We start from the raw sequence: 26,505 nt of genomic DNA, 5'->3' as shown, positions 1-26,505 counted from the left end.
GCGGCCGTAGACCCGGCGGTCAGCGGTCGGCGGCGGGCCGGTCCTCGAGTCCGACATCGACGGTCCGGGTCTGGGACCCTCGACGGAGCTCGACCGAGACGGTCTGCCCCGGGTCACGCTGCCGCAGTGCCGCGAGCAGGTCTTCCGGGGCCGCGAGATCCTCGTCCTCGATGCGCGTGATGATGTCACCGGGCCGGATCCCGGCGTCGTCGGCGGGTCCGCCCTCGGACACCGAGAGGACGGCGACGCCCGCCGTGTCCTGGAGGTTCAGCTGCTCCGCGATCTGCGGCGTGATGGCGCCGGGCGCCAGCCCCATGAACGCGTGCTCGGCGGTACCGTCCTCCCGCAGTTCCTCCGCCACCTCCACCGCCGTGGGGGCCGGGATGGCGAACCCGAGCGCGACGGCTCCCTGCGCGGGCGGGATGTAGGCCTCGCTGATGCCGATGATCTCCCCGCGGCCATTGACCACCGCGCCGCCGGAGTTGCCCGGGCTGATGGCGGCGTCGGTCTGGATGAGGTCCACGAGCGATTGGCTCGATGCCGCCGAGCCCGGGATCTCCCGGTGCAGGCCGGAGATGATGCCGGACGTCGCGGTGTTCTCGAACCCGAGCGGGGAACCCAGGACGACGGCGAGTTCGCCGATGCGCGGCAGCCCGGACTGGAAGGTGGCTGCCGGGAGGTCGGTCCGGTCCGCGCGGACCAGTGCGAGGTCGGAGACGGCGTCGGATGCCTCTACGGTGCCGGAGACGCGCTGGCCGTCGGCGAAGGCCACCTCGACGTCCTCGTTGCCGCGGATGACGTGCTCGTTCGTGAGGATCAGGCCATCCTCCGTGTAGATGACCCCGCTGCCCAGACCCTCCTCGGTGAAGATGGTGACCACCGACGGCTCGACGGCCTCGACGATCTCGGGAATGCTCATGGTCGCGTCCGCGTCCTGCGCAGAGCCCGTCCCGCCGCCGGACGACCCGGGAGGGGCGGTGGCGGACGCCGAACCCTCCTGCGCCTGGGCGGGAGCGCTCGCCGTGGGCACGGAGACCCCGGTGGCGGTGCACCCCGGCACGGCGAGCAGCAGGGCGAGAGCGACCGTGGTCGCTCGGAGGGGACGGCGGGTGGTGGACGTCATGGGCGGGCGCTCCTCGTGGCCAGGCGGATCGTCGGTGTCACCGGCGGACTCGCCGGCACGCTTTCCCTTCGACGATACGATCGGGCCCGGCCGCGCAACAAGCGGCGACGCGGAGGGTCACGGATGTGGACAGACGTGGACAGGCGGCGGAGGACAGGGCGTGGCGCCGGGCCGATCGGAGGAGAAGGGCGCATCATCGTCGGAGGATCCAGCGGGCCGCGCTCAGGTCCACCGACTCGACGATGGAGCTCCGATGCCGCACTTCGCCGTTCTCATCTACGCCGACGAATCCCTCCATGCCCTGGATGCTGCCGACGCCGAGCTGGCGGAGAACGACCGGCACGCAGGCGACCTGCAGGATTCGGGGTCGCTGACCCTGGCCTATGCCCTCACGCCCCGGGCGGCGGCCGTCTCCATCCGCCGGGACGGCACCACCGAGGGACCGTTCCTGCAGGCCGATCAGTTCGTCGCGGGCTTCTACGTCCTCGACGCCCCCGACCTCGACGCCGCGGTGGCGCTCGCCCGCCTCAATCCCGCCGTCCGCACGGCCACCGGAGGTGTCGAGGTCCGGCCTGTGCACAGCGGCGGAGTCACCGTCGACTCCGCGTAGCCGGAACGTCCCGGTCTCTTCGTCGCGACCTGCCCGGTGAGGGAGCCGCGGTCCTCAGGCCCGTCCGTCGGGGTCGCGGCGGCGTAGCGGATTCTCCCGCCAGGACGCCTCCTCCGACGGGTCCGGCCCGTAGCCGGGGCGCAGGAGTGGCTCGTCCGGATCGTCCTCCGGGTTCACCTTACGGGCGCCGCCAACGCGGTGGGTGAGCCAGTAACCCCAGCCGATGCACGCGGCGGCGGCGAGGATGATGAGGAGGCCGATCGCCAGGAGAAGAGGTGCCTCGGCGGGTATCGGGGTGTCCGTGGACTCGGCCCGTGCGAAGTCGGAGACGGCCTGCGGGACGAAGAGGGTACTGACGAACAGCAGGACGAGTCCTGCCAGGTACTGCTTGATGCCGAGCTTCATGACTCCCCTGGGCGTCGTCGCGACCGGGACGGACCCGTCACGGTTCCTTCCCAGCTTAGGCCGTGCCGCCCACACGCCTACGCTGGTCGGGTGCACGAGACCCTGCCCAGCAACCGCCGGCTCAGCCGCAGTATCCTCCGCCTCGCGGTGCCCGCCCTCGGGGCCCTCATCGCGGAGCCGCTGTTCCTGCTCGCCGACTCGGCGATCGTCGGCCACCTCGGCGTGGACGAGCTCGCCGGCGTCGGGCTCGCCTCCACCGTGCTGCAGACCGCCGTCGGGCTGATGGTGTTCCTCGCCTACTCGACCACGCCCGCCGTCGCCCGCCTCCTCGGCGCCGGTCGGCTGCCCGAGGCGCTGGCAGCGGGGCGGGACGGCGTGGGGCTCGCGGTGCTCTTCGGTGTGGTGCTGTCCGCAGCCGGCTGGGCCACGGCGCCGCAGCTCGCGTCCCTGCTGGGCGCCGAGGGTGCCGTCCACGTCTTCGCCGTCGACTACCTCCGCTGGTCCATGCCGGGCCTCACCGCCATGCTCGTGGTGCTCGCCGCGACCGGCGTGCTGCGCGGGCTGCAGGACACGCGGACCCCGCTCGTGGTGGCCGGCGCGGGGTTCGGCGCCAACGTCGTGCTCAACTACCTGCTGGTGTACGGCGCCGGGATGTCGGTGGCGGGTTCGGCGCTCGGGACGAGCATCGCCCAGTGGGGCATGGCCGCGGTGTACCTGGTGATGATCGTCCGGTCCACGCGGCGGGAGCAGGTGACGCTCCGCCCCACGCTGCGCGGCATCCGTGGAACCGCGGGCGTGGGCTCCTGGCTCATGCTCCGCACGCTCTCTTTGCGCACGGCCATCCTGGCCACGGTCTTCGTCGCGACCGCGCAGGGTCCGTTGGGTCTCGCGTCCCACCAGCTGGTCATGACGGTCTTCACGTTCCTGGCCTTCGCCCTCGACGCCCTGGCCATCGCCGCACAGGCGCTGATCGGCAAGGAACTCGGCTCCGGGAATGCACCCCTCGCCCGTGCCCTGACGCGGCGCATGCTCGTCTGGGGCGTGGGCTTCGGCGTCGTCACCGGTACGCTGCTCGCCGCCGTCGCGCCTTTCGTCGGCTGGATCTTCACCACCGATCCCGCCGTGCAGGCCGCCTTCGCGGCCGGGCTCTGGGTCCTCGCCGCGTCGCAGCCCGTCTGCGGCTTCGTGTTCGTGCTCGACGGCGTCCTCATCGGTGCGGGGGATGCCCGCTACCTCGCGCTCGCGGGCGTCGTGAACCTCGTGGTCTACGTGCCGCTGCTGGTCCTCGTGGCCCGGGCCGACCTCACCGGTGGAACCGGGATCGTCTGGTTGTGGCTCGCCTTCGGCGTCGGCTACATGCTGGCGCGGGCCGCGACCCTCGGCTGGCGCGTACGGGACGACCGCTGGATGGTCACGGGTGCCACACGCGGCGGGACCGCGTAGCGCTCAGGAGGCCAGGGGCTCCCGAGCCCGATCGCCTCGGGGCGCCACCGTGCAGGGACCGGCCGCACTGATCTCAGCCCACACGGCGTCGAGGGACAGCCCGACGACGACGGCGACGGCTGCGATCGTGGGGAAGGCCGGCGTCGCGACGCGGCCCGATTCGATCTTCCGGAGCGTCTCCGGCGAGACGCCCGCGTCGAGGGCTGTCTCCAGCACGGACCGCTCCCCGCGGGCAGCACGCAGGAGGGCGCCGAGGCGCTGGCCGCGTTCGACGTCGGCGGGCGTGAGTGGCAATCTGACCATGCCCCCGATGATAGCCCGGGATAGTATTACCGGGATAGTTATTGGAAGCAGTCGGAAGGCACCCCATGATCGAGATCCTGACACCCGCCGAACTGGACCGGGCGCGCGTGACGGGCAGGCTCGTCGCCGACATCCTGCAGTCGCTGCGGCAGTGCGCCGTGGTCGGGACGAACCTGTTGCAGATCGACCGGTGGGCGCAGGAGATGATCGTGGCCGCCGGCGCCCAGTCCTGCTACGTCGACTACGCCCCGTCCTTCGGGCGGGGACCGTTCGGCCACTACATCTGCACCGCGGTGAACGACGCCGTGCTGCACGGCCTGCCGCACGACTACGCGCTGGCGGACGGCGATCTGCTGACGCTGGACCTCGCCGTCCTCAAGGGCGGGATCGCAGCGGACTCGGCCATCAGCTTCACCGTCGGGCAGGCGCCGTCCCCGAAGGATGCCGAGATGATCGCGACGACCGAGCGTGCCCTCCGCGCGGGTATCGCCGCGGCGCGTCCCGGAGCCCGCATCGGGGACCTCTCACACGCCATCGGGTCGGTCCTGAGCGCTGCCGGCTATCCGATCAACACCGATTTCGGCGGGCACGGCATCGGCTCCACGATGCACCAGGATCCGCACATCACGAACACGGGGCGCCCGGGACGCGGCTACACGCTGCGGCCGGGCCTGCTGCTCGCCCTGGAACCATGGATCATGGCGGACACCGCGACGCTCGTGACCGATCCGGACGGCTGGACCCTCCGCAGTGCAACGGGTAGCCGGACGGCGCACAGTGAGCATACGATCGCGATCACGGAGACCGGCGCGGAGATCCTGACGTTGCCCACCTCCGCCGCACAGTAGGCCCGGCCGGGGGGTGCGCCACCCGGGCGGGCGAGAGCGTGGAGGGAAGGAACCGATGACGGTCGACGAGGTACTCGCCGAACTCGCCGCACTCGAGGATCCGCGCATGCGTGCGGTCAACGAGAGGCACGGCGACGACCACGGGGTGAACCTCGGCGCGCTCCGGGCACTGGCCAGACGGTTGAAGACCCAGCAGGACCTGGCGCCCAGCCTGTGGGGGGCGGACGACACCGCCGCGCAACTCCTCGCCCTGCTGATCTGCCGGCCCAGGGACTTCGGGGCTGAGGACCTGGACGCGATGCTACGGGAGGCGCGCTCGCCCAAGGTGCACGACTGGCTCGTGAACTACGTGGTGAAGAAGGGCCGTCACGCGGAGGAGCTGAGGGTCCGTTGGCTGGCGGACGCGGACCCGGTGGTGGCCTCGGCGGGCTGGGCGCTCACGTCGGACCGTGTGGCGAAGGGCCCCGAGGGGCTGGACCTGGACGCGTTGCTCGACACCGTCGAGGCGGAGATGAAGACGGCGCCGGAGCGACTGCAGTGGGCCATGAACCACACCCTGGCCTTCATCGGCATCGAGGACGCCGACCGTCGGGCTCGTGCACTGGACATCGGCGAGCGGTTGGAGGTCCTCAAGGACTACCCGACGCCGCCGAACTGCACGTCCCCGTTCGCTCCCGTGTGGATCCGGGAGATGGTGGGACGCAGGGAGTCCTGACGTCAGGACTCGAGCAACCGGCGCGGCCTGGACCACCGCGGACGACATCGCGCAGGACCGCTGACCCACGCGGCCGACGGCGTCGCCCCAGGGGCTGAGGTCCTGGCGGCCCGGACCGGACCACCGGAGCGTAGGGTTACGCGACCGCCTCCGTTCGAAGGACCTCCGCCATGACCGTGTTCCATCCAGACCTCGCCCTCGGCCGCTGGATCCCTCCGTTCTCCTTCGGACCGCGCCTCGCGGCGATTGCGAACCGGCCACGAAGCCGACGGCGGGAGGTGCCGGAGGATCTCACCATCGACGACGTCGTCGTGCCCGGGCCTGACGGTGCGGCCGGGGTGCCGCTGCGCATCATCCGTCCGCGGTCTGTGCGGGGTGCAGCCCCCGCGCTGCTGTGGCTCCACGGCGGCGGCATGATCCTGGGGGACAACAGCCAGGACGACGCCACCAACATCGCCTTCACCAGGACGCTCGGCATCACCGTCGTGTCCGTCGGGTACCGCCTCTCGCCGCATCATCCGGCGCCGGCGGCCCTCGAGGACGCCTTCGCCGCCCTGACCTGGTCGGCTGCCCACGCCGAGGAGCTGGGCATCGACCCCCACAGGATCGCCGTCGGCGGGCAGAGCGCGGGCGGGGGCCTGGCGGCCGGGTTGGTGCTGATGGCCCATGACCGCGGTGCAGTGCGTCCCGCGTTCCAGCTCCTCGTCTACCCGATGATCGACGACCGCACCGTCACGCGCACGGACCTGGACACCCGGAACGTCCGCGTCTGGACGCCGGGCAGCAACCGCTTCGGCTGGAGTGCCTACCTGGGGGAGCCGCCGGGAGGCGCCGACGTCTCCGCCTACAAGGCTCCGGCCCGGCGCCAGGACCTGCGTGGACTTCCTCCCGCCTGGATCGGCGTCGGGACGCTGGATCTCTTCCTCGACGAGGACACGACGTACGCGCAGCGGCTCCAGGCAGCGGGAGTCCCGTGCGATCTCCTGCTGGTCGAGGGAGCCTTCCATGGATTCGACACCCTGTTCGCGCGCAAGCCGGTGTCCCGCGACTTCTGGCGCGCGCAGGCGGAGGCACTGCGAGGAGCGCTCTTCGCGGGCTCCGACACCGGCGATGAGGGGCGCCGCCGGCAGGACTAAACTGGACTGGCCGGAGACCGCCCGGCCACCGTTCTCCTCCCGAGAGGCCCCTGATGGCTGCTGCACCGACCGCCTCCGGTCTCGGCCCCGACACAGCTGCGCCGACCGCGTGGAAGCCGTTCCTCGCGCGCGCCGTGGTCGGCGCCGTGTTCGGGCTCGTCACCATCTTCTGGCGCGAGCCGTCCACACTCGTCATGGCCATTGCCGGAGGCCTCTACCTCCTGCTCGGCGGCGCCGTATACCTGTGGACGCACCGCCAGGCGCACTGGGGCTCAACGTCCCTCCTGACGGACATCGGCGGGGGGCTGCTGCTGGGCGCCGGGATCGCGAGCATCGCGTTCGTCGATGATCGCACCTTCGCCTTCGCCGGGGCGGTCGCCCTCGTGGTCGCAGGGCTCGCGGAACTGATCCGCGGTCTCGGCCTCGGAAGCCATCCCGCAGCCCGGGACCTCGTGATCGTCGGCATCGTGTCCATCGCCACCGGTGCCCTCCTGCCGTTCGTCGAGCGACTGGGCGCCCATGCCCTCCTCGGCGTGACCGGGGGAGGGGCGCTGCTGTCCGCCGTCGTCCTCGCGATCGCGGCCCTCAGCTACCGGCACGATTCAGCGCTGAGCGCACCGGGCACTTCGGGCGCCCACGGCGGAGCGGACCCCGTAAACTAGAAGCTCTACGGCTCGTAGAAGACAACGCATCACCGGAAGGAGTGCCCGTGGCCAAGCGCCGACCGGGGAAACCCACGCAGGGGCGGTTCCGCCACGGCATCAAGGCTCCGCTCGTGTTCTCAGCCGTGCTGGCCGTGGTGGCCGGGACGGCGACGTCGATCTTCGCCACCGGCGGCGGGACCAGGGTGCTGCGGGTGGATCTCGGTTTCACCGCGGCCGGTATCGCGTTCATCGCCTCGCTGGTCATCTGCGCCATGCTCATGATGGCCGAGACGCCGAACGCCGAGCACCTCAGCAAGGGCTCGGGCGTCAACCGTTCCTCCGCGAAGCCGGACCCGAAGCCGGGCGCGGCCCGTCCCGCCACCGCCCCGGAGCCGGACGGCGAACCCCGGTACGGCGAACGGCTCCCCCGGCAGGACACCTAGCTCCGGCCAGTGCCGGCACCGCCCCTTGACGGCGCTGCTAACCTCCCCCCATGGGGGATGACACAGCGCGGTTCGTCACGGACTTCGGCACCATGGTGCGCCTGGTCCAGGAGGCCCAGCCGCAGTCGGCGCGCGGGAGGGAACTGCTCGACACGCTGACGGCCCATCTCGGCACGGATGCCGGTGGCGTGGCCGTGGTCCTCGAGGACGTCAGTGCGCACCGGTTCGTGGATGCGGACATCGTCCTCACCGGCCTCATGGGTGGGGACGCGCGCCTCGTGGGCATCGGGGGCGGGGACCAGCGCAACCACATGTCGCTCAGCGACATGCTCCAGCAGTCCCAGATGTACCCGAACTTCCCCCTCGCCCAGCCGGACTACGCGAACCTCCCGATCGGCCCGGACGAGCAGCGCCAGACCGTGGCCTTCGGACTCCGGCTCTTCGAGCGTGGGGGCGTCGCCGTCGCCCTCCTCCAGCGCAGGGCGGAGCCGCGCTTCGGCCGCCAGACGGCCACGCTCGAGGTGCTCTGCGCGGAGCCGGGCGTGACGGCCGCGCTCCTCGCGGAGTTCCGCCGGCGCATGCAGACCGAGAGCGTCCTGAAGGGCCAGGTCCTCTCGCTCGCAGGCGACGACTTCGGCCAGCAGACCGCCGGCGTCACCTTCCACCACCGGCCCCGGATCACCGCAGCGGACGTCATCCTGCTCGAAGGCCTGCTGGCCAGGGTCACGGAACATGCGCTGGGCATCGCCGCCCATCGGGAGGCGCTCGTGGCCGCGGGCCAGCATCTCAAGCGGGGGATCCTGCTCTACGGACCGCCCGGGACGGGCAAGACCCACACGGTCCGCTTCCTGCTCGCCGCGAGCGAGGGGACGACGGCGATCCTCCTGTCCGGCGGCACGCTCGCCCACGTGGGCGAGGCCGCGAGGATGGCGCGCGCGCTGCAGCCTTCGATCGTGGTGCTCGAGGACTGCGACCTCATCGCCGAGGACCGCAGTTTCGGCCACGGGCCGCAGCCCCTGCTCTTCGAGGTCCTCGATGCCATGGACGGGCTCGACGCCGACGCCGACGTCACCTTCGTCCTCACCACCAACCGTGTGGACATGCTCGAGCGGGCGCTCGCCCAGCGGCCGGGCCGCGTGGACCTCGCGGTCGAGGTACCCCTGCCTGCCGAGACCGAACGGGCGGCGCTGCTGCGCCTGTACGCGGCCGGACTGCCGCTGACGGGGGCGGGGATCGGGGTGGCAGCCGGCCGGACCGAGGGTACGACGGCGTCCTTCACCCGCGAGCTCGTCCGCAGGACCGTCCTCGCGGCTGCCCTGCAGGGAGGTCCCGTCACGGACGGGCACCTCCTCGCCGCGGTCGAGGAACTCATGTCGGACGGAGCCGCCCTGACGAGGAGCCTGCTCGGCAGCGGCGGGCCCGGCGGGGAGGGTGACCCCGGACCCGGAGGATCGTATCCCGATCCATCGTTCCCCGCGGGACCGGGTCATCTCAGGTCTGCCGGCAGCTACACGCCGATGCCGGCCACGACCGGGCAGGTCTTCACGGGCCGGCCGGGGTTCGCCGACGGCGGGTACTCCGAGGACGGCTTCCCGGGTGAGGGCGTCGACGCCGTGGTGCCGCCGTCGGAATCGAGGGAGGACGCGCCGCCTGACGCGGGGCCGCGCACGACCGGCTGACCCGCTCCCGCACGCGGTCGACGGTGCTCGGGCTCATGCCTCGGGCGGGGACGGGCCACCGCCCGTCTCCGCCCGAGGCAGGACGCCCAGGAAGGACGTCGTCGATCATGGAACCGCCGGGCGGGCTCAGCGACCGGTCCTGCGCTTGCTATACACGTCGAACGCCACCGCGAGCAGGAGGACGAGGCCCTTGATGACCTGCTGCCAGGCTGCGTCCACCGAGAGGATCGACAGTCCCTGGTTGAGGACGCCCATCACCAGGCCACCGATCACGGCACCGATCACCGTCCCGACTCCACCCTGGACAGCGGCGCCGCCGATGAAGACCGCCGCGATCGCGTCGAGCTCGAAGCTGCCGCCCGCGGAGGCGACGGCGCTGCCTGCGCGGGCGGTGCTGACCACCCCGGCGAGACCGGCGAGGAAACCCATGTTCACGAAGATGAAGAAGTTGACCCACTTCGTCTTCACGCCGGACATCATGGCCGCGTAGAGGTTCCCTCCCATGGCATAGACGTGTCGTCCGAACACCGTGCGCGAGAGCAGGAACGAATAGAGGAGGACGAGCGTGGCCAGGATGATGAGGATGATCGGTGTGCCCCGGTTGTACGCCAGCAGGTAGCAGAGGTACATGATGGCGACCACGGCGATGGCGGTCTTCAGGACGAAGGACAGCGTCCGCTCCCGGGGGAGGTTGAGGCGGCGGAGGTCAGCGCGGCCCTTGAGCTGCTGGACGACCAGGGCGAGCGAGGCGAGGGCCCCGATGCCGAGGGTGATGAGATCCGGAGTGCCGGTGGACGGGAGCGTGCCGGAGCCGATGGAGTTGAAGGCCCGGGGCAGGCCGCTGATGGTGCCGCCCGTGAGGAGCACGAGGGCGACGCCGCGGAACACGAGCATGCCGGCGAGCGTCACGATGAAGGCGGGTATCCCCACGAAGGCGACCCAGAACCCCTGCCACGCACCGATGAGTGCTCCGACGAGCAGTGACAGGGCGACCGCCGCGCCCCAGGGCAGGCCCCAGCTGTTCATCGAGAGCGCTGCCACTGCACCGACGGTCGCCACGATCGACCCTACGGACAGGTCGATATGGCCGGCGATGATGACGATCACCATCCCGATCGCGAGGATGAGCACGTAGGCGTTCTGCTGGATGAGGTTGCTGACGTTCCCGGGGTACAGGAGACGGCCACCGGTGAGGACCTGGAACAGCACGATGATGACGGCGAGCGCGGCGAGGATGCCGTACTGGCGCATGTCGACCCGTCGCCGTTTCTTCCTCACCGGATCCGGGCGCGGTGGGACGGGAGCAGTGGCCTGCTCGGGAGTGGCGGTGGTCATGAGGCCTGTGCTCCTTCGTTCCTGGCGGCGGTCATGTAGCGCATGAGCTCCTCCTGGGTGGCATGGGCGCGATCCAGCTCGCCGGTGAGCTTGCCTTCCGCGATGGTGTAGATGCGGTCCGAGAGGCCGATCAGCTCGGGCAGCTCACTGGAGATGACGATGACCGCCTTCCCCTGGGCCGCCATCTCGTTGATGATCCCGTAGATCTCGTACTTGGCGCCGACGTCGATCCCGCGCGTGGGCTCATCCAGGATGAGAACGTCCGGTCCTGAATAGATCCACTTGCTGAGCACGACCTTCTGCTGGTTCCCGCCTGACAGGTTCCCGACGACGGAGGAGACGCTCGGCGTCTTGATGTTCATCTGCTTGCGGTACTCGTCCGCGACGGCGTACTCCCTGTTCCGGTCGATGATCCCCAGCCGGGCGAGCTTGCCGAGGGCTGCCGCCGAGACGTTGACCGTGATGCTGCCAATCAGGTTCAGGCCGTAGCGCTTGCGGTCCTCCGTGACATAGGCGATCCCGTTCCGGATCGCCTCCCCCACGGTCCGTGTCTGGATCTCCCTGCCGTCCTTGTAGACCCGTCCGGAGATGCCGGTCCCGTAGGACCGGCCGAAGATGCTCATGGCCAGTTCCGTGCGACCCGCACCCATCAGGCCTGCGAAACCGACGATCTCGCCGGCCCGGACGTGGAAGGACGCCCGGTCCACGACGACGCGTTCCACGTCGATGGGGTGATGCACCGACCAGTCCTCGACCCGGAACTTCTCCTCGCCGATCTCCGGTGTCCTCGGGGGGAACTGGTGGTCGAGGGGGCGCCCCACCATCGCCCGGATGATCCGGGTTTCGATGTCATCGCTGTCCTTCACCGGGAAGGACTCGATCGTCTGTCCGTCACGGATGACGGTGACGGTGTCGGCGATCGCCCGGATCTCCTTGAGCTTGTGGGAGATGATGATCGAGGTGATGCCCTGGTTCCGCAGCTGGTCGATGAGGCCCAGCAGGTGGGCGGAGTCGTCGTCGTTGAGCGCCGCCGTCGGCTCGTCCAGGATGAGGATCCGCACTTCCTTCGACAGGGCCTTCGCGATCTCCACGAGCTGCTGCTTGCCCACGCCCAGTTCGAGCACCCTCGTGGCGGCGTTCTCCTGCAGGCCCACGCGTGCGAGCAGCTCGGTGGCCTGCAGGTTCGTCCTGTTCCAGTCGATCACCCCGCCCCGCTGGACCTCGTTGCCGAGGAAGATGTTCTCCGCGATCGACAGGTACGGACTGAGCGCCAGCTCCTGATGGATGATGACGACGCCGTCACGCTCGCTGTCGTTGATGGAGCCGTACGCCACCGGCTCGCCGTCGATCGTGATCGTGCCATCGAAGCTGCCGTGCGCGTACACGCCGCTGAGCACCTTCATCAGGGTGGATTTCCCGGCGCCGTTCTCACCGCAGATGGCATGCACCTCGCCGCGCTCCACGCTCACCGAGACGCCGTCGAGGGCCCGGATGCCGTTGAACTCCTTCACGATGCCGTTCATCTCGAGGATGACGTTGCTCATGCTGTTCTCGCTTCGCTGTAGGGCAGCACGGGGCGCGGCTCGTCGCCGCGCCCCGTGCTGCCACCCGGTGGTCAGAGACCGATGTCTGCTGCCTTCACGAAGCCGGACTCCACGAGCGTCGGTTCGACGTCGTCCTTCGCCACGACCACGGGATCGAGGAGGTAGGAGGGGACCACCTTGGTGCCGTTGTCGTACGTCTCGGTGTCGTTGACCTCGACCTCCTCGCCGGCGACGATCGCCTGGATCATCGACTCGACCTGGCCGCCGAGCTCGCGGGTGTCCTTCCACACGGTCATCGACTGCTGGTCGGCCAGGATCGCCTTGACGTTGGCGACGTCGGCGTCCTGCCCCGTGATGAGCGGCCAGTCCGTACCCGGCTTGTAGCCGGCGGCGTCCAGGGACGCCTCGATGCCGAGCGCCAGGCTGTCGTTGGGCGAGAGCACGACGTCGACCTTGTCACCGCCGGTATAGAACGACTGCAGGCGGTTGTCCATCTCGGCCTGGGCGTCGTCGGAGCCCCAGCCGAGGATGCCGATGGCCTTCCAGCCGTCATTGTCCGCCGGCGACTTCCCGGAGGGGACGACCAACTGGCCGGACTCGACGTAAGGCAGGAGGACGTCCCAGGCGCCGGCGAAGAAGAAGGCCGCGTTGTTGTCGTCCGGGCTGCCGGCGAAGGGCTCGAGGTTGAAGGGGCCCTTGCCGTCGGCCAGGCCGAGCTGCTCCTCGATGAACTGGCCCTGGAGCTGGCCCACCTTGTAGTTGTCGAACGTGGCGTAGTAGTCCACGGCCTCGGTGCCGTTGATCAGTCGGTCGTAGGCGATGACCTTGACGTCCTGGGACGCAGCGTCCTCGAGGGCGGGTCCGAGGGTCTGTCCGTCGATGGCCGCGACGACGAGGATCTTCGCCCCGCCGGCCACCTGGTTCTGGATCTGGCTGATCTGCTGGTCCGTCTTGTTATCCGCGTACTGGAGATCCACGGTGCAGTCCGCGGCCTCGAGCTTCTCCTTGAGTCCCTCACCGTCGTTGATCCAGCGCTCGAGGCTGCGGGTGGGCATGGAGATACCGACATTGCAGGTGGCGGCGGAATCGCCGTCGGCGGCCGGCGTGGATCCGGCGGGCGCGCAGGCCGACAGGCCTGCTGCTACGCCGACGGCCAGCAGGGCGGCGGAAACTTTCTTGATCGTGGTCATGGTCGAGCCTTCGAAAGGGATCCGGGCGTCGGCGGACCGGGTGCGGCCTTGATGGCGGCAGGCGGTCCGCTGTCCGGGCGGATCGAGCTGGTACAACGCTGTAGCGCCCCGTCGATGGGATGTCGACAATATGTAGGCGAAGACAACATATCCAGTGATGCGCGTTACATCAAGGCCGATGGCGATCGTTATGCAACTGAGATGGGGCCGGGGCTCAGGCGGAGCGCGCCCGCCGGGCCCGGTACGCCTTCACGTGGGTGCGGTTCGCGCAGTTGCCGGTGTCGCAGAACCGCTTCGAACGGTTGCGGCTGAGATCGAGCACCACGCCGTCGCAGTCCTCCGCCGCGCAGGATCGCAGGCGGTCGAGTTCGTGTCCGCGGATGACGTCGGCGAGGGCCATGGCCGCCTCGGTCGCCATGCGCTCCTCCAGCGGGGCTTCCGGTGCGGTGGCGTGCAGGTGCCAGTCCCACTCGTCGTGCCGCACGAGCTGGGGGAGCGCTTTCGCACGGCGGAGGATCGCGTTCACCAGGGCGACGGCGTCGTCCTCCTCCGCGAACCAGATCACCTCCAACTCGGCGCGCAGGGTCCGCACCGAGGCGAGTTCGGCATCGGTATGGGTGCGCGAGCCGGTGAACCGCTGCTCCGCCAGGAACCGGTCGAGGCCCTCGAGGGTGGCGAGGGGATCCGCGTCATCCTTCCCGGTGTTGATGAGCGCGGCGGCGGAGGAGAGCGCCACCTCCGTGTCATAGGTGAAAGACATGTTGACTCCTGACAGCGTGCACCTCTAATGTCACGACCATAACCACTTGTCAGTCCTGACACCAATCATCGACCCGAAGGGAGCGGACGTGACCCTGCGACCCGCCGCCGGCCTCTGGATAGCCCTCGTCTCGGCTGCGACGTTCGGCGTCTCCGGGCCCTTCGCCAAGTCCCTCCTCGAGATCGGCTGGAGCCCCGGCGCCGCCGTCGGCCTCCGCATCGGCGGGGCCGCCGTCGTGCTCCTCGTCCCGGCACTGATCGCCTTGCACGGCCGCTGGTCGACGGTGCGCGGCAACGCCCTCACCATCGCGATCTACGGCGCGACGGCGATCGCCCTCTGCCAGCTCTTCTACTTCAACGCCGTGCAGCGCATGTCCGTCGGGGTGTCGCTGCTCCTGGAGTACCTCGCGCCCGTGCTCCTCGTCGGGTTCCTCTGGCTGACCTCGCGGAAGGCGCCCCGGGCGCTCACCATCATCGGCTCCGTCACGGCGATCCTGGGACTGCTCCTCGTGCTGGACCTCGCCGGGGACACGCGCCTCGACCCGGTGGGGATCCTCTTCGGGCTCGCGGCCGCCGTCTGCCTCGTGGTGTTCTTCCTGATGTCGGCCCGGGTGGACGAGTCCCTGCCGCCGATCGTCATGGCCGGCGGCGGGATGGTCGTCGCCTCCGGCGTGATCCTCGTCCTCGGACTGACGAACATCATGCCCTTCCGCTTCGTCTTCTCCGATGTCCAGCTGGCCGGGCAGACCTACAGCTGGCTGGTCCCGGTGGCGGTCCTCGTGCTCGTCGCGACGGTCGCGGCCTATGTGACGGGCATCCTCGCCGCCCGGCGTCTCGGGTCGAAGGTGGCGAGCTTCGTGGCCCTGACCGAGGTGATGTTCGCCGTCGTCGCGGCGTGGCTCATCCTCGGCGAGCTCCCCGCTGCCGTGCAGCTGCTCGGCGGACTGCTGATCGTCGCCGGCGTCGTGTGCGTGCGCCTCGACGAACTCCGGTCCGCAGCCGTGGACGAGACAGTCGACGGGACAGTGGACGAGACAGTGGACGAGACGAGCGGCCGACCCGGCGTTCCCAACCCGGTGGAGCCACTGCCGCGCGTCTGACGGATGCACCGCGACCCGGTCGCCTGTCGGCATGGTCCCCGTCCGTGACGAGCCGGCAGATGCTGCGCCCTGCATAAGAGCCGATACCCCACGCCTGCCCGCCCCGCTCGGGGCCTGCCGCCCGGAGCAGCCACCGGGAGGCCGCGCCGCGGTCTACCGCCCGAAGCGGCGGAGCCTGAGCGAGTTGAGGACCACGAGGACGGAACTGGCAGCCATCGCGCCCCCGGCGAGCATGGGATTCAGCAGGCCGAACGCCGCCACGGGGATGCCGACCGCGTTGTAGAAGAACGCCCAGAAGAGGTTCCCCTTGATGGTGCCGAGCGTGCGCCGTGAGAGTTCGATGGCCTGAGCCACCTGCTCGAGGCTGTTCCCCATCACCGTGAGGTCGGCGGCCTCGATGGCGACGTCGGTGCCGGAACCCATCGCGATACCCAGGTCGGCCTGCGCCAGGGCCGCGGCGTCGTTCACGCCGTCACCGGCCATCGCGACCGTGGCCCCTGCCGCCTGAAGATCCCGAACCACGTCCACCTTGCCTTCCGGCGTGACGCCGGCGTGGACGTCGGCGGCGTCGATTCCCACGGCCGCTGCGACCTGGAGCGCGACGGCGCGGTTGTCACCCGTCAGCAGGACCGGGCGCAGCCCGAGGTCCCGCAGCCGCCGGATCGCGGCAGCGGAGCCGTCCTTCACCGTGTCGGACAGGGCGATGAATCCGGCCACGGCGTCGTCGACGGCGACCCACACCGCCGTCGTGCCGGTCCCTTCAGCCGCGGCGAACGCTGCGAGGTGGCCGGCGGTCGGGCGGATGCCGTTGTGCTCCAGCCACGAGGCGCGCCCGGCGGTGACGGTCACGCCGTCGACCGTCCCGCGCACGCCGCCACCGGGTGCGCTCGCGAAGGCCGTGGCCTCGGGGAGCCGGCTTGCCCGGGCTGCGTGCCGGGCTATCGCCTGGGCGATCGGATGCTCGCTCTGCGCCTCGACCGCTCCGGCGAGCCCGAGCAGGGCGGCCGCGGGCAGGTCCGCCAGCACGACGACGTCGTCCACGGCCATGGTTCCCGTGGTGACGGTACCGGTCTTGTCGAGCACGATGGTGTCCACGGTGCGGGTTTCCTCGAGGACCTGGGGGCCGCGGATGAGGATACCGAGCTGGGCGCCGCGCCCCGTGCCGGTGAGGAGCGCCGTCGGGGTCGCGAGTCCGAGGGCGCACGGGCAGGCGATGACGAGCACGGTCACGGACGCGGTGAAGGCCGCATCCAGGTCCCCGGTGAGCACGAGCCACAGAACGAAGGTGAGGACGGCGATCACGAGCACCACGGGCACGAAGACGGCGCTGATGCGGTCCGCGAGGCGGGCGATCCGCGCCTTGCCGCTCTGCGCCTGGCTGACCAGGCGGCCCATGTGGGACAGCGCGGTGTCCGAGCCGACGCGCGTGGCGCGGACCACGAGCCTGCCGGACGTGTTGATCGTCGCGCCCGTGACCGCATCACCGGGAGCCACCTCCACCGGGATGCTCTCGCCCGTCAGGAGTGCGGTGTCCACGGCACTGTGGCCCTCGGCCACCACGCCGTCGGTCGCGATCTTCTCGCCCGGGCGGACCACGAACTCGTCCCCGGGAATCAGCGCGTGGACGGGAAGCGTGACCTCGGTGCGCTCGCCGTCCACCGTGCGGAGCACGTGTGCTTCCTTGGCGCCGAGGCTCAGCAGTGACTTCAGGGCGTTCCCGGCCCGCTGCTTGGCGGACGCCTCGAGGAAGCGGCCGAGCAGCAGGAAGGTCACGACGACGGCGGCCACCTCGAAGTAGAGCGAGTGTTCCGTCATGTCCATACCGGCCATGCCGGCGTGCTGCGTCAGCGTCGGGTCGGCGAGGAGCTGCCAGGCGGAGAAGAGGAATGCGGCGGTGACGCCGATGGACACGAGCGTGTCCATCGTGGAGGCGAAGTGGCGCGCGTTCACGGCGGCCGCACGGTGGAACGGCCACGCCGACCACGTCACGACGGGCAGGGAGAGGGCGAACACCACCCAGCCCCAGTTCGCGAACTGCAGTGCGGGCACCATCGAGATCAGCAGGACGGGCACGGAGAGCACGGCCGCGAGGGTCAGGCGGGCGCCCAGCAGCGACGGCGTGTGGTCGTGGTCGTGACCGCCCTCGCCGTCGTGCTCGGGCCGCACCACGTGGGCGCCGTACCCGGTGGCGACCACCGTGTTGATCAGGTCCTGGTCGCTGACGCTCGGGGGGACCCGGACGACGGCGGATTCGAGCGGCAGGTTGACGCTCGCCTCGACGCCGTCGAGCTTGCCCAGCTTGCGCTCGACGCGGCCCACGCAGGAGGCGCAGGTCATGCCCTGGATGGAGAGTTCGACGACGCGCTGTTCCCCGGCGATGCCCGCCCCTCCCGATCCCGGGTTCCGGAGCGGGGCCTGCTGCGCGGCCATCTCAGGCCTCCGACGGCACCACGGTGTAGCCGGCTTCGGCGACGGCGGCGTCGATCGAGTCGGCACCGAGTGGTGCTGAGGAGGAGATGGTGGCGGTGGACGTACCGCCGTTGACGAGGTCCACGTCGACGGTCTCGACGCCGGGGAGCCCCCCGAGTTCGCTCTTCACGGCACTGACGCAGTGGCCGCAGGTCATCCCGGTGATGCCGATGGTGGTCGTTGTCATGGTGTTCTCCTTGAGTCGGGTGGGGTGCCGGGTTCTTCCGGCGGGTGGGGTGTCAGCGGAGGAGACGGCCGATGGCGGCCGTCGCTTCCTGGACCTTGTCCTGGACGGCGGTGTCGTCACCGGAGGACTGCGCCTCCTGTGCCGCGCCGACGACACAGTGCGAGATGTGTTCCTCGAGCAGGCCCATGGAGACCGCATGCAGCGCCTTGTTGACCGCGGCGACCTGCGTCAGGATGTCGATGCAGTACTTGTCCTCGTCGACCATCCGGGCGATACCGCGCACCTGGCCCTCGATCCGGCGCAGGCGTTTGAGGTAGGCCTCCTTGTCGGCGGTGTAGCCGTGGGGTGCGCTGTTCTCAGCACGGGTCCTCGTGGTCATCGTGGTCCTCGCATGCTCTCGACTATACCCTCGGGGGGTATAACCGGACCAGTGGCGATTTCATTCCGCTGCTTCGACGGCCGTTCTGCGGGAACGTCCAGCAGCATGCCGTACGGTGGTCAACCGGCACCCCACCGATCCAAGGACACCATGAACATCTCGCTGTCGGGCTGGCAGAAACGCGTTCTCCTCGCCCTGTCCGCGCTCGCCGTCGTCGCGCTCTTCGCCCTCGCCTTCTCGGCAGGTCGCCTGTCCGCCGCGCCCACCCATCCGGGCACCACCAGTGCCGATGCCGGTTTCGCCCGCGACATGCAGGTCCATCACCACCAGGCGGTCGAGATGTCCATGATCGTCCGGGACGAGATGGACGACGAGACGCTGCGGGCGGTCGCCTACGACATCGCCACCACGCAGCAGCAGCAGGCGGGCCAGATGTACGCGTGGCTGGAGGAGTGGGGCCTGTCGCAGAGCAGCACCCAACCCCGGATGGAGTGGATGGCCGGCGCCTCCGGCGATCACGGCGGGATGCAGATGGGGCAGTCGGACGGGTCCGGCTCGATGCTCGAAGCGGACGGCCGGATGCCCGGCATGGCGACCGAGCAGCAACTCGACGAGCTGAGGTCCGCATCCGGGGACGACGCCGCGCGGCTCTACCTGCAGCTCATGATCACCCACCACGTCGCAGGCGTCGACATGGCGAAGGCAGGGGCAGAGCTGGGGACCACCGACCAGGTCCGCGACCTCGCATCGAAGATCCAGTCGGGGCAGCAGTCGGAGATCACGCTGATGGAGTCCCTGCTCGACAAGCTCTGACCGAACCGTCGACCCGACCCGCGCGCCCGCCGGTTCGAGGGCTGGCAGCACCCGCCGGTACATTGGGTTCCGGCGCCACCCGATCCGCGGCCGTTGCCGCAGACCCCCAGCACTGAAGGACGACCGTTGAACAAGAAGCGATCACAGGAGAACCAGGACCGCCAAGCGCGCCTGGCCGCCATCCAGGCCGAGCAGCGGGCCGGTGAGCGCAAGCGCAACGCCCTCATCTTCGGCGGGATCGGTGCCGTGATCCTGGCCGTCATCATCGCCGTGACCCTGGTGATCGTGAACCAGGTCCAGGTCAACCAGGAGCGCGAGGCGGCGGCGTCCCAGCCCATCGAAGGCATCCAGGAGTACCCGGACGTGACCTTCAACCACGTCGAGGGTGAGGTCGAGTACGACCAGGCCCCACCCGTCGGTGGGGACCACAATCCCATCTGGACGAACTGCGGTGTGTACACCGAGCCCGTGCCGAACGTGAACTCCGTCCACTCGATGGAGCACGGCGCTGTCTGGATCACGTACGACCCGGAGATCGGGCAGGCCGAGATCGACAAGCTCACGGAGCTCGTGGGGACCCGGTCCTACGTGCTGCTCAGCCCGTACCCCGACCTGGACACCCCGATCGCGGCCAGCGCCTGGGGCCTCCAGCTCAAGGTCGACTCCGCGGACGATGCCCGTCTCGCCACCTTCCTCGACAAGTACATCCAGGGTGAGCAGACCCGCGAGCCCGGCGCCGCCTGCTCGGGGGGCCTCACGCCGGCGGGTCGCGCCTCCTAGTCGGACCGGTCCCGGGTCCGTCCGCAGTGGGCGCGCCGTCGTCGTACCGCGCACGTGCCCGCCCGGTCCAGGGCGGGCGCGCCGTCGCCGTCGTACAGCGCGCCCACGTGTCCGGGGCGGAAATCCCAGCCTTCCATCCGGGCGACCCGGCCCGGTAGCGTGACCTCAGCGGACCGCGCGGACGTGGCCCGAAGGTGAGGGAAGGCGCTGTGATGACTGACGACAGGATCCTTGGTGAGGTCAGCCTGCCGCGGATGCTGCAGGACATGGTGCTCGAGAGCCCCGACATCCACCAGTTCCTCGATGGCCTGGCCGGGCTCGCCGCCGACAGGCTCTCCTCCGAGGGTGCCGAGATGCTGTGTGGGATCACCCTGCTGAGGCCTCGGTCCAAGGGCACGGTGGCGAGCAGCAGCGAGCAGGCTCGGCTGATGGACGAGATCCAGTACCAGTTCGACGACGGCCCCTGCATCCGCGCCGCCCGGGAGGGTCAGGTCTACGTGGTCACGGACTTCCGCGAGGAATCACGCTTCGGCGAGTACCCGACGGCGGTCGCCGGACACGGGTTGAGATCCGCCCTCGGTGTGCCGATCCCCCTCGACGGCTTCGCGGCGGCCGGCCTCAACCTGTACTCCCCGCAGCCCGGAGCCTTCGATGACGCGATGATCACCGCGGTGAGCGATCTGGCGCGGGAGGCATCGCAGTCGCTGCGCCTGGCCGTGCGCGTGGCCCACCTCTCCGACACCGGGAAGCAGCTCCGGGACGCCATGAGCTCCCGGACCACCATCGACGTGGCGGCCGGCGTCATCATGGGCCAGAACCGCTGCAGCCACGACACCGCGATGACCATCCTCAAGGCGGCCTCGAGCGGGCGCAATGTGAAACTGGCCGAGATCGCGGCCGCCGTGGTCGCATCGATCGGCCAGCAACTCCCCGAGACACACTTCGACGCCTGAGGGCGGGCGAACCCGCCGCTCGGGAGGTCGACCGGGCGTGGGCGTCGTGCGCTGCATCGGCTGGGTGGAATCCGGGCCGTGAGGGTCAGGCGTTCGTGTCGCGGAGCCATGTCTCGACGGAGCGCGGATGACGCCCGAGGAGTGTCTGCGCACTGCGGCTCGCGTCGATGACGTCATCCTGCTGGGTGGACCGCGCACGGTACGAGTCGATGACGGGGGTCATGGCGTCGGCCCCGAAGGCCGGGATCAGTGAGTCGCCGAAGGCATCCGGCGTCTGTGACTCGAAACGGACGGGGTGTCCCAGGTAGGCGGCGAAGCCCGCGGCGAGGTCATCACCGAGAAGCCCGGGACGTGCCCCGACGGCTATGGTGCCGGTGATGTCCACCCGGTCGAACAGCTGCGCGGCGACGTCGGCGACGTCGAGATGCGAGCTCCAGGAGACGCGATAATCGGCCCGGATCGGATAGGGCAGGACGCCGTGCTCACGGGCGGCGGCGATCACCGGTGGCAGCAGCAGGTTCTCGAGGTAGAGGCGCGGGGCGATGATCGCGGTCGACACGCCGGTATCGAGCAGGCCGCGCATCAGGACACCGTGCGGGCTGTCCTCGCCCTCCCCGAGGTCGTACCCGCTGGTGGAGAAGACGACACGGGCCGGCCGGGCTTCGTCCACGGCGGCGATGATCGTCCGGGCCAGTTCGAGCTGCTGCCCGGGCGAGCCGAGGGGCAGGTGGACGAAGACCCCGTCGACGCCGGTGTACGCGTCGGCGAGTGCTGCGGCATCGGAGAGGTCGATGGCGACGGCGGGGCCCTGCTGGTAGGTCTGGGGGTTGCGGACGGCGGCGGTCACGGAGCGGCCTGCCTGAAGGAGTGCGGTAGCGACGGGAGCGCCCTGGGCGCCGGTCGCTCCGTGGATGATGAAGGTCATGCGCCCATTAGTGCATATGATGCATTGGTTACGTCAACTGCACTGGAAGGAGACCATCCATGTCGTTTACGCCGGAGGTGTGGCCCGAGTGCGGGATAGCCCGGTTCCTGACACTGCTTGATGGCCCATGGGCAACTCTCGTCGTGCGGGAACTCTTGAACGGACCGTTGCGCTTCACGGATCTGAAGAACGCGTTACCGGGTATCAGTGCGCACACGCTGACCAACCGGCTGCGCCGGTTCGAGACCTACGGGATCGTCACCCGCACGGTCTACCCCGAGATCCCACCACGGGTCGAGTACGAGCTCACCCCGATCGGCTACGACCTGCGAGCAGTCCTCGAAGCGATGAATGCGTGGGCCGGCTCCGTCCCCGACGTCCGGACGGACGACGCCGTCGTCCTGCCGTCGTCCTGCACGACCCCTGCCCTGTCCTAGCCGATCGCACCCCCGCCCCCCGCCCCCGCCTCGGGGCGGGGGCGGGGAGCGTCGGGTGACCGATCCCGTGGAGGCGCCGGCCGGCCTGCGGAGGCACCGATACCCGGGCGACGACCCGTCAGGGGTGTTCCGGTGGTGCTGGGGGAGCTCCCGTGTGCAGCTGGTGAAGATGGTCGTTGTAGGCGCGGAGGGCGGCGTCACCGTTCCTGTCCGCGGCGCGGTCCTCGCGGAGTGCGCGGCGTTGGTCGTCCTTCCTCCACGCGACGGCGACCGCCAGTGCGAGGAGCAGCGTGGGCAGCTCGCCGACACCCCAGGCAATGGCTCCTCCTCGTTGCTGGTCGGCGAGGAGCGCTTCCTGATTCGTCAGTTGCAGATCCGCCCACCACCCGGGTGCGAGGATCTCCGTGCCGTTGAGCAGGGACAGCCCGAAGAAGGCATGGAACGCCATGGTGGCCAGCAGGATGATGAGGCGGAACGGGAACGGTGCACGCGCCGGGCCGGGGTCTGTCCCGATGAGTACCCAGGCGAAGAGGTATCCGGTGAGGATGAAGTGGATGCACATCAGCACGTGCCCGAGGTGGGTGGACAGGGACAACTCGAAGGCCGGCGAATAGTAGAACCCGATGAGGCTCCCGATGAACAGCAAGCCTGCCACGGGAGGTCTGGTGAGGAAGTGGCTGTAGCGGGAGGTGAAGATCCACAGCGTCCATTCACGCAGGCCCCTGCTGCCGTCCGTGCGTGCAGGGGTGGCACGGAGCAGGAGGAGGATCGGCGCACCGATGACGAGGAGGATCGGCGCATACATCATGAGGCCCATGTGCTGGATCATGTGCCCGGAGAAGCTCGTCTTCCCGTACACGGCCGGGCCGCCGCTGGTGAGCCAGATGAGGAGGGCGCATCCCGCGAGGAACGCGGCGGTCCGAGGCAGCGACCACAGATCTCCCCTGCGGCGCAGGATGATCACGGCACGGATGTAGGCGATGGCGGCCGCGACGATGAAGAGGTTGACCACCCAGTCCGGGTGCCAGGCTCCGAGGAAATGGGGAATGGTCAGCGGCTCGGGCCAGAGATAGCCCAGGAGGGACCGCCGCAGGTCGACGTCGGCGATCGATCCCTGGGGTACAGGTGGGGGACTGGCGGCGAGGCCCACGGAGATCCCGATGGTCAGGATCATCAGCGCGGCCTCGGATGCCCCGAACAGAGTCAGGGCGCGGCGATCCTCCGGGTTCTCGTCGAGGCGGGGGAGGATGCGACGGCGCTGGTACCAGCCGGCGAGTCCGAGTACCCCCAGGGCCAGGATCTTGACGACGATCAGCTGCCCGTAAGGTGTGGCGAGGTTCTCCCAGGGGCCGATGCGCAGGCGGGCGTTGATGATCCCTGAGTACGCGACCGCGGTGAAGGACAGGAGGGCCAGGGTCGAGTACCGGCGCAGGACCCGACCTGTGTCCGTGCCGAGCCGGAAGCCGAGCAGCAGGATCGCGGCCAGACCGCCCACCCACACGCAGACCCCGACCAGGTGCAGGGCGAGGGAGTTGACCGCGTTGCCGTGATCGTCGGAGCCCGCCGCGTGTCCGGCCCACGCCAGCGGGAGAACCCCCATCACGGCTACGGCCAGCATGATGCCGGCCCCGGTGCTCGAGCGCACCATGGGCAGGAACGTCACGAGCAGGAAGACGGCCAGCAGGGCGACCAGGAGGATCTCGCCGAGATCGAGTTCGGTGATGAAGAACATGAAGAGCGGGAAGAATTCCTCGGTGTTGATCGGTTGGCCTGCCGTGTCCGCCGCGATGAACACCAGGGATGCGACCGACGAGACGAACCAGACACCTGAGGAGAGCCACGCCCAGTTCAGGGCCTTCCACTGGGCGAACCCGATGATGGCCCTGTTCGCTTCGGCGCCGGGCAGGGCGACCGAGCACAGCAGGAGCAAGCCGATGGTGAACGCTGCGCTGAAGTCCTGCAGCACGCGGGCCAGGGGGCGGGCGTGGACGACGAAATCACCGGGATCGAGGATCGTCGTCCGATAGGTGGTCAGGGCTTCCGTGACGTACATGGCCAGGATCGTCGCCCCCAGTCCCAGGGGAAGCGCGATACCCAGGACGACCTGCAGGACCGCCCGTTCCGGTGCTGGGCGCCGGCCCTTCGTCCCGGTCCCCCCTGCGGCCACGACGACGGTCCGCTCGACCGGCACCTGTCCTTTAGCCGGCTCCGCCGGCTCTGCCGCGGGCCCTTGTTCCTGCCGCTGGGATCCCGGCTCAGTCATTGCGGGCCGCGATGGCGGTGGTGACTGCTGATTCGAAGTCGGCGGGGGAGGCGAGTTCCTTGCCGTCCACGTACACCGTGGGGGTGCCGGTGATCCCATCGGCTGATGCGCTCTTGCTGACGAAGCTCACCCACGGACGGAAGGTGTCCTCCTCCAGGCAGGCTGTGATGTCCTCGGCCCCCGTATCCTCCGCGTGGGAGGCGAGGTCGCTGTTGTCCAGTTCTCCGTTCGGGAAGTTCGCGAACAGGGCTGCCAGGAACGGCAGGTACGCCTGGGGAGAGGTTTCGGCTGTGCAGGAGAGCGCGTTGGCTGCCCTGGAGGAGTAGGCGGTGGTCGAATTCCGGTCGAGGAAGGCGACGGTGCGGTACTCCATGGTGATGTCGCCGTTCTGCAGCCACGACCGGATCTGCTCCGCGTAGGCGCTCTCGAAGTCCGCGCAGTGCACGCAGTTGACGTCGACCCAGGCGATGACGGGGACCGGTCCCTGTCCTCCGGGGTCCGTGACCCCGCCCGGCGTGATGGTCGCCGCGCTGGTCCCGTCAGGCAGGGCGACGGTCTCGGCGTCGACGTCGCGGTCCTCCCCGGGTATGAGCTGGGTGGGAGACGTGAGGGTGATGCCCCCGTGCTGATTGCCGTAGGCCGGTGCGGGGCCGGCGGTCGGGATGCCCGCCCGGCTCGTGGCGACGATGACGACGGCGACGACTGCCAGAAGGGCTGCGAGGCCTCCGACGATGCCCCAGCGCAGGAGCAGGCGGGAGCGTTTCGCCCCCCGTTCGTGGTCGAGGCGTACGCGCTGAGCGGTCTGCCGTGCCGATGATGATGCTGCTGATGAACGATTCATGGTGGTCCTTGGTGACGGGGTCGGCGCGGGTGGGCCCGGCGCTGACCATCAGGCGATGAAGAGGGGTGCCCCGGATGAGGCTGCCGTTCCGGCCGCCGGGAAGGGTGGCGAGAACCGGGGAGCCACGGTGCGTGGTCCACTCGGGCAGCGGCTCGAGCTCGTCGGGGTGTTGTCGGACGGGAACCGGCCATCGACGTCGGTCCGGGACAGGACCCGCGGTGCACGATGAACGGGCCGTCGGCCAGGTCGTCGAGTGGTTGCGTCAGCGTGGCGCCGGTAAGGCCTGGTTCTCCTGCACCTCGGTGCACCGATGACTGGTCCATGACGATGCCTGCTGTACCGACGTCCACGAAGTCCGCGCCGAAGACCGGTTCGATGGTCCGCGGAGCGCCGCCCAGGATGACCCCGCCCACTCGGTATGTGGGAGAGGAGGACGTTCCGATCGAGGCCCAGGGGCATCGATCGGCCGCGTGGTCAGGGGACGGCGATCCCGAGCAGGGGAGGGCCCCTCAGCCGACGACGCGTGTCGCAGTGCAGGAGGTCGTAGAGAAAGGGCGAGCCGTCACCGAACGCCATCAGGCGCCGGGCGTCGGCGATGGGAACGTGGCGGGCGGCGACCATGATCGCGTCGATGGTCGCGCAGAGGATGGCGAGCAACGCCCACCACAGGTGATCTGCGTGGCGGATCAGCGCGACGCCGGCGACGCCCGCGAGGAGGTGCGAGAGTAGCATCAGGGCGCTCATCCCACTCGCATCCGGGGTGTGCGCCAGACCCGGCGAGGCCATGAGTGTGCTTGCGCCGTGCAGATGATGCGGCGCAGCGACGGCGCCATCCGGATTCCCGCCGGATGTGGCGAACATGCCGAAGAGCCCGTGGAAGACCAGCTGGCTGGCTGCTACCCCCACGACGACGCGCGGGAGGGTCAACCGGCGTCCGGCGAGGATCACACAGACGAGCCCCCCTGCCACGAGGGACACCACGACGGCGACCAGGGGAACGGTGCCTCCGGCGGCGGCATGGGAGGCGGCAGCGAGGAAGGTGGCCATGGCAGCACTGAGCCAACCCCGCACGAGACGCGAGGTAGGTGTCATGTTCTGATGGCCGTTCATCGGTCCTCCTCCTGCGATCATCGTAACCTTCTCTACAAGTCGTAGAAACTGGCGTGTCGGCCGGCCTGTTC

General features: G+C 69.9%; 27 protein-coding genes. 13 read left to right on the top strand and 14 right to left on the bottom strand.

The genetic code is table 11. From position 1 onward, the window contains the following. Positions 1 to 19 precede the first annotated feature (19 nt). Positions 20 to 1,123 (bottom strand): S1C family serine protease, encoded by a 1,104-nt coding sequence (locus ACTIMO_RS02840; RefSeq protein WP_055766455.1) that lies wholly within the window; start codon positions 1,121 to 1,123, stop codon positions 20 to 22. A gap of 253 nt (positions 1,124 to 1,376) precedes the next feature. On the opposite strand from ACTIMO_RS02840, the gene ACTIMO_RS02835 reads away from it, so the two are divergent. After that, positions 1,377 to 1,733, top strand: a complete 357-nt coding sequence (locus tag ACTIMO_RS02835; RefSeq protein WP_422390862.1) for a YciI family protein — start codon at positions 1,377 to 1,379, stop codon at positions 1,731 to 1,733. Between the two features lie 54 nt (positions 1,734 to 1,787). Here ACTIMO_RS02835 and ACTIMO_RS02830 read toward each other — a convergent pair whose 3' ends face one another. After that, complete coding sequence (locus ACTIMO_RS02830; RefSeq protein ID WP_055766461.1) at positions 1,788 to 2,138, bottom strand: hypothetical protein; 351 nt, start codon at positions 2,136 to 2,138, stop codon at positions 1,788 to 1,790. Between the two features lie 90 nt (positions 2,139 to 2,228). On the opposite strand from ACTIMO_RS02830, the gene ACTIMO_RS02825 reads away from it, so the two are divergent. Beyond that, positions 2,229 to 3,581, top strand: coding sequence for an MATE family efflux transporter (locus tag ACTIMO_RS02825; RefSeq protein WP_448181422.1), 1,353 nt, complete (start codon positions 2,229 to 2,231; stop codon positions 3,579 to 3,581). A 3-nt stretch (positions 3,582 to 3,584) separates the two neighbouring features. Here ACTIMO_RS02825 and ACTIMO_RS02820 read toward each other — a convergent pair whose 3' ends face one another. Continuing rightward, a complete protein-coding gene (locus ACTIMO_RS02820) occupies positions 3,585 to 3,884 on the bottom strand; it encodes a helix-turn-helix transcriptional regulator (RefSeq protein WP_422390859.1) in 300 nt (99 codons plus the stop codon). A 65-nt stretch (positions 3,885 to 3,949) separates the two neighbouring features. Here ACTIMO_RS02820 and map point away from each other — a divergent pair, with 65 nt between their 5' ends. The 6 genes from map to ACTIMO_RS02790 all read left to right on the top strand — a co-directional run bounded on the left by map (position 3,950) and on the right by ACTIMO_RS02790 (position 9,349). After that, on the top strand, positions 3,950 to 4,732 hold the full coding sequence (gene map / locus ACTIMO_RS02815) for a type I methionyl aminopeptidase (RefSeq protein WP_448181421.1): 783 nt from the start codon (positions 3,950 to 3,952) through the stop codon (positions 4,730 to 4,732). A gap of 55 nt (positions 4,733 to 4,787) precedes the next feature. Continuing rightward, a complete protein-coding gene (locus ACTIMO_RS02810) occupies positions 4,788 to 5,447 on the top strand; it encodes a DNA alkylation repair protein (RefSeq protein WP_448181420.1) in 660 nt (219 codons plus the stop codon). Positions 5,448 to 5,617: 170 nt separating this feature from the next. Then, entirely contained in the window at positions 5,618 to 6,583 is a 966-nt protein-coding gene (locus ACTIMO_RS02805) for an alpha/beta hydrolase (protein ID WP_448181419.1), read from the top strand. A gap of 53 nt (positions 6,584 to 6,636) precedes the next feature. Beyond that, on the top strand, positions 6,637 to 7,245 hold the full coding sequence (locus tag ACTIMO_RS02800) for a hypothetical protein (protein WP_448181418.1): 609 nt from the start codon (positions 6,637 to 6,639) through the stop codon (positions 7,243 to 7,245). A 47-nt stretch (positions 7,246 to 7,292) separates the two neighbouring features. Then, positions 7,293 to 7,670: a hypothetical protein gene (locus ACTIMO_RS02795; protein ID WP_082471184.1), complete on the top strand. Its 378-nt coding sequence runs from the start codon at positions 7,293 to 7,295 to the stop codon at positions 7,668 to 7,670. A gap of 50 nt (positions 7,671 to 7,720) precedes the next feature. After that, positions 7,721 to 9,349 (top strand): AAA family ATPase, encoded by a 1,629-nt coding sequence (locus ACTIMO_RS02790; RefSeq protein ID WP_448181417.1) that lies wholly within the window; start codon positions 7,721 to 7,723, stop codon positions 9,347 to 9,349. 126 nt (positions 9,350 to 9,475) lie between these two features. Here the strand turns inward: ACTIMO_RS02790 and mmsB are convergent, their stop codons facing one another. The 4 genes from mmsB to ACTIMO_RS02770 form a co-directional block, all read right to left on the bottom strand. Continuing rightward, positions 9,476 to 10,684, bottom strand: coding sequence for a multiple monosaccharide ABC transporter permease (mmsB, locus tag ACTIMO_RS02785; RefSeq protein WP_422390852.1), 1,209 nt, complete (start codon positions 10,682 to 10,684; stop codon positions 9,476 to 9,478). Continuing rightward, positions 10,681 to 12,228, bottom strand: coding sequence for a multiple monosaccharide ABC transporter ATP-binding protein (gene mmsA / locus ACTIMO_RS02780; RefSeq protein WP_055766492.1), 1,548 nt, complete (start codon positions 12,226 to 12,228; stop codon positions 10,681 to 10,683). Before mmsA ends, mmsB begins: the two co-directional genes overlap by 4 nt. 71 nt (positions 12,229 to 12,299) lie before the next feature. Beyond that, positions 12,300 to 13,418 (bottom strand): multiple monosaccharide ABC transporter substrate-binding protein, encoded by a 1,119-nt coding sequence (chvE, locus tag ACTIMO_RS02775; RefSeq protein ID WP_055766495.1) that lies wholly within the window; start codon positions 13,416 to 13,418, stop codon positions 12,300 to 12,302. Between the two features lie 214 nt (positions 13,419 to 13,632). Beyond that, the gene (locus tag ACTIMO_RS02770) at positions 13,633 to 14,178 is read right to left on the bottom strand and encodes a CGNR zinc finger domain-containing protein (protein ID WP_055766498.1); all 546 of its coding nucleotides are present in this window, start codon (positions 14,176 to 14,178) and stop codon (positions 13,633 to 13,635) included. Between the two features lie 88 nt (positions 14,179 to 14,266). On the opposite strand from ACTIMO_RS02770, the gene ACTIMO_RS02765 reads away from it, so the two are divergent. Further along, on the top strand, positions 14,267 to 15,277 hold the full coding sequence (locus tag ACTIMO_RS02765) for an EamA family transporter (RefSeq protein WP_448181416.1): 1,011 nt from the start codon (positions 14,267 to 14,269) through the stop codon (positions 15,275 to 15,277). Between the two features lie 153 nt (positions 15,278 to 15,430). Here the strand turns inward: ACTIMO_RS02765 and ACTIMO_RS02760 are convergent, their stop codons facing one another. Genes ACTIMO_RS02760 through ACTIMO_RS02750 form a run of 3 tightly spaced genes read right to left on the bottom strand, consistent with a single transcriptional unit; the run spans position 15,431 to position 18,312 of the window. Continuing rightward, a complete protein-coding gene (locus tag ACTIMO_RS02760; protein ID WP_448181415.1) occupies positions 15,431 to 17,707 on the bottom strand; it encodes a heavy metal translocating P-type ATPase in 2,277 nt (758 codons plus the stop codon). A gap of 1 nt (position 17,708) precedes the next feature. Next, complete coding sequence (locus ACTIMO_RS02755) at positions 17,709 to 17,933, bottom strand: heavy-metal-associated domain-containing protein (protein WP_055766500.1); 225 nt, start codon at positions 17,931 to 17,933, stop codon at positions 17,709 to 17,711. Positions 17,934 to 17,985: 52 nt separating this feature from the next. Continuing rightward, positions 17,986 to 18,312 (bottom strand): metal-sensitive transcriptional regulator, encoded by a 327-nt coding sequence (locus ACTIMO_RS02750; protein WP_448181414.1) that lies wholly within the window; start codon positions 18,310 to 18,312, stop codon positions 17,986 to 17,988. Between the two features lie 150 nt (positions 18,313 to 18,462). Between ACTIMO_RS02750 and ACTIMO_RS02745 the strand changes: the two genes are divergently transcribed. From ACTIMO_RS02745 to ACTIMO_RS02735, 3 genes are all read left to right on the top strand, one after another. Beyond that, complete coding sequence (locus ACTIMO_RS02745) at positions 18,463 to 19,125, top strand: DUF305 domain-containing protein (protein ID WP_055766507.1); 663 nt, start codon at positions 18,463 to 18,465, stop codon at positions 19,123 to 19,125. 126 nt (positions 19,126 to 19,251) lie between these two features. Next, positions 19,252 to 19,905: a DUF3105 domain-containing protein gene (locus tag ACTIMO_RS02740; protein WP_055766510.1), complete on the top strand. Its 654-nt coding sequence runs from the start codon at positions 19,252 to 19,254 to the stop codon at positions 19,903 to 19,905. A 212-nt stretch (positions 19,906 to 20,117) separates the two neighbouring features. Then, entirely contained in the window at positions 20,118 to 20,858 is a 741-nt protein-coding gene (locus tag ACTIMO_RS02735; RefSeq protein ID WP_448181413.1) for a GAF and ANTAR domain-containing protein, read from the top strand. 85 nt (positions 20,859 to 20,943) lie between these two features. Here ACTIMO_RS02735 and ACTIMO_RS02730 read toward each other — a convergent pair whose 3' ends face one another. Continuing rightward, complete coding sequence (locus ACTIMO_RS02730) at positions 20,944 to 21,783, bottom strand: SDR family oxidoreductase (protein WP_448181412.1); 840 nt, start codon at positions 21,781 to 21,783, stop codon at positions 20,944 to 20,946. Positions 21,784 to 21,842: 59 nt separating this feature from the next. On the opposite strand from ACTIMO_RS02730, the gene ACTIMO_RS02725 reads away from it, so the two are divergent. After that, complete coding sequence (locus ACTIMO_RS02725; RefSeq protein WP_055766518.1) at positions 21,843 to 22,220, top strand: winged helix-turn-helix transcriptional regulator; 378 nt, start codon at positions 21,843 to 21,845, stop codon at positions 22,218 to 22,220. 118 nt (positions 22,221 to 22,338) lie between these two features. Here the strand turns inward: ACTIMO_RS02725 and ACTIMO_RS02720 are convergent, their stop codons facing one another. The 3 genes from ACTIMO_RS02720 to ACTIMO_RS02710 all read right to left on the bottom strand — a co-directional run bounded on the left by ACTIMO_RS02720 (position 22,339) and on the right by ACTIMO_RS02710 (position 26,434). Further along, a complete protein-coding gene (locus tag ACTIMO_RS02720) occupies positions 22,339 to 24,411 on the bottom strand; it encodes a cytochrome c oxidase assembly protein (RefSeq protein WP_448181411.1) in 2,073 nt (690 codons plus the stop codon). A 64-nt stretch (positions 24,412 to 24,475) separates the two neighbouring features. After that, entirely contained in the window at positions 24,476 to 25,324 is an 849-nt protein-coding gene (locus ACTIMO_RS02715) for a DsbA family protein (RefSeq protein ID WP_448181410.1), read from the bottom strand. Between the two features lie 474 nt (positions 25,325 to 25,798). Further along, entirely contained in the window at positions 25,799 to 26,434 is a 636-nt protein-coding gene (locus ACTIMO_RS02710; protein WP_448181409.1) for a hypothetical protein, read from the bottom strand. Between the last annotated feature and the right edge of the window lie 71 nt (positions 26,435 to 26,505).

The organism is Arthrobacter sp. CP30, assembly GCF_053470025.1.
This window is presented reverse-complemented; position numbering and strand designations above follow the sequence as displayed.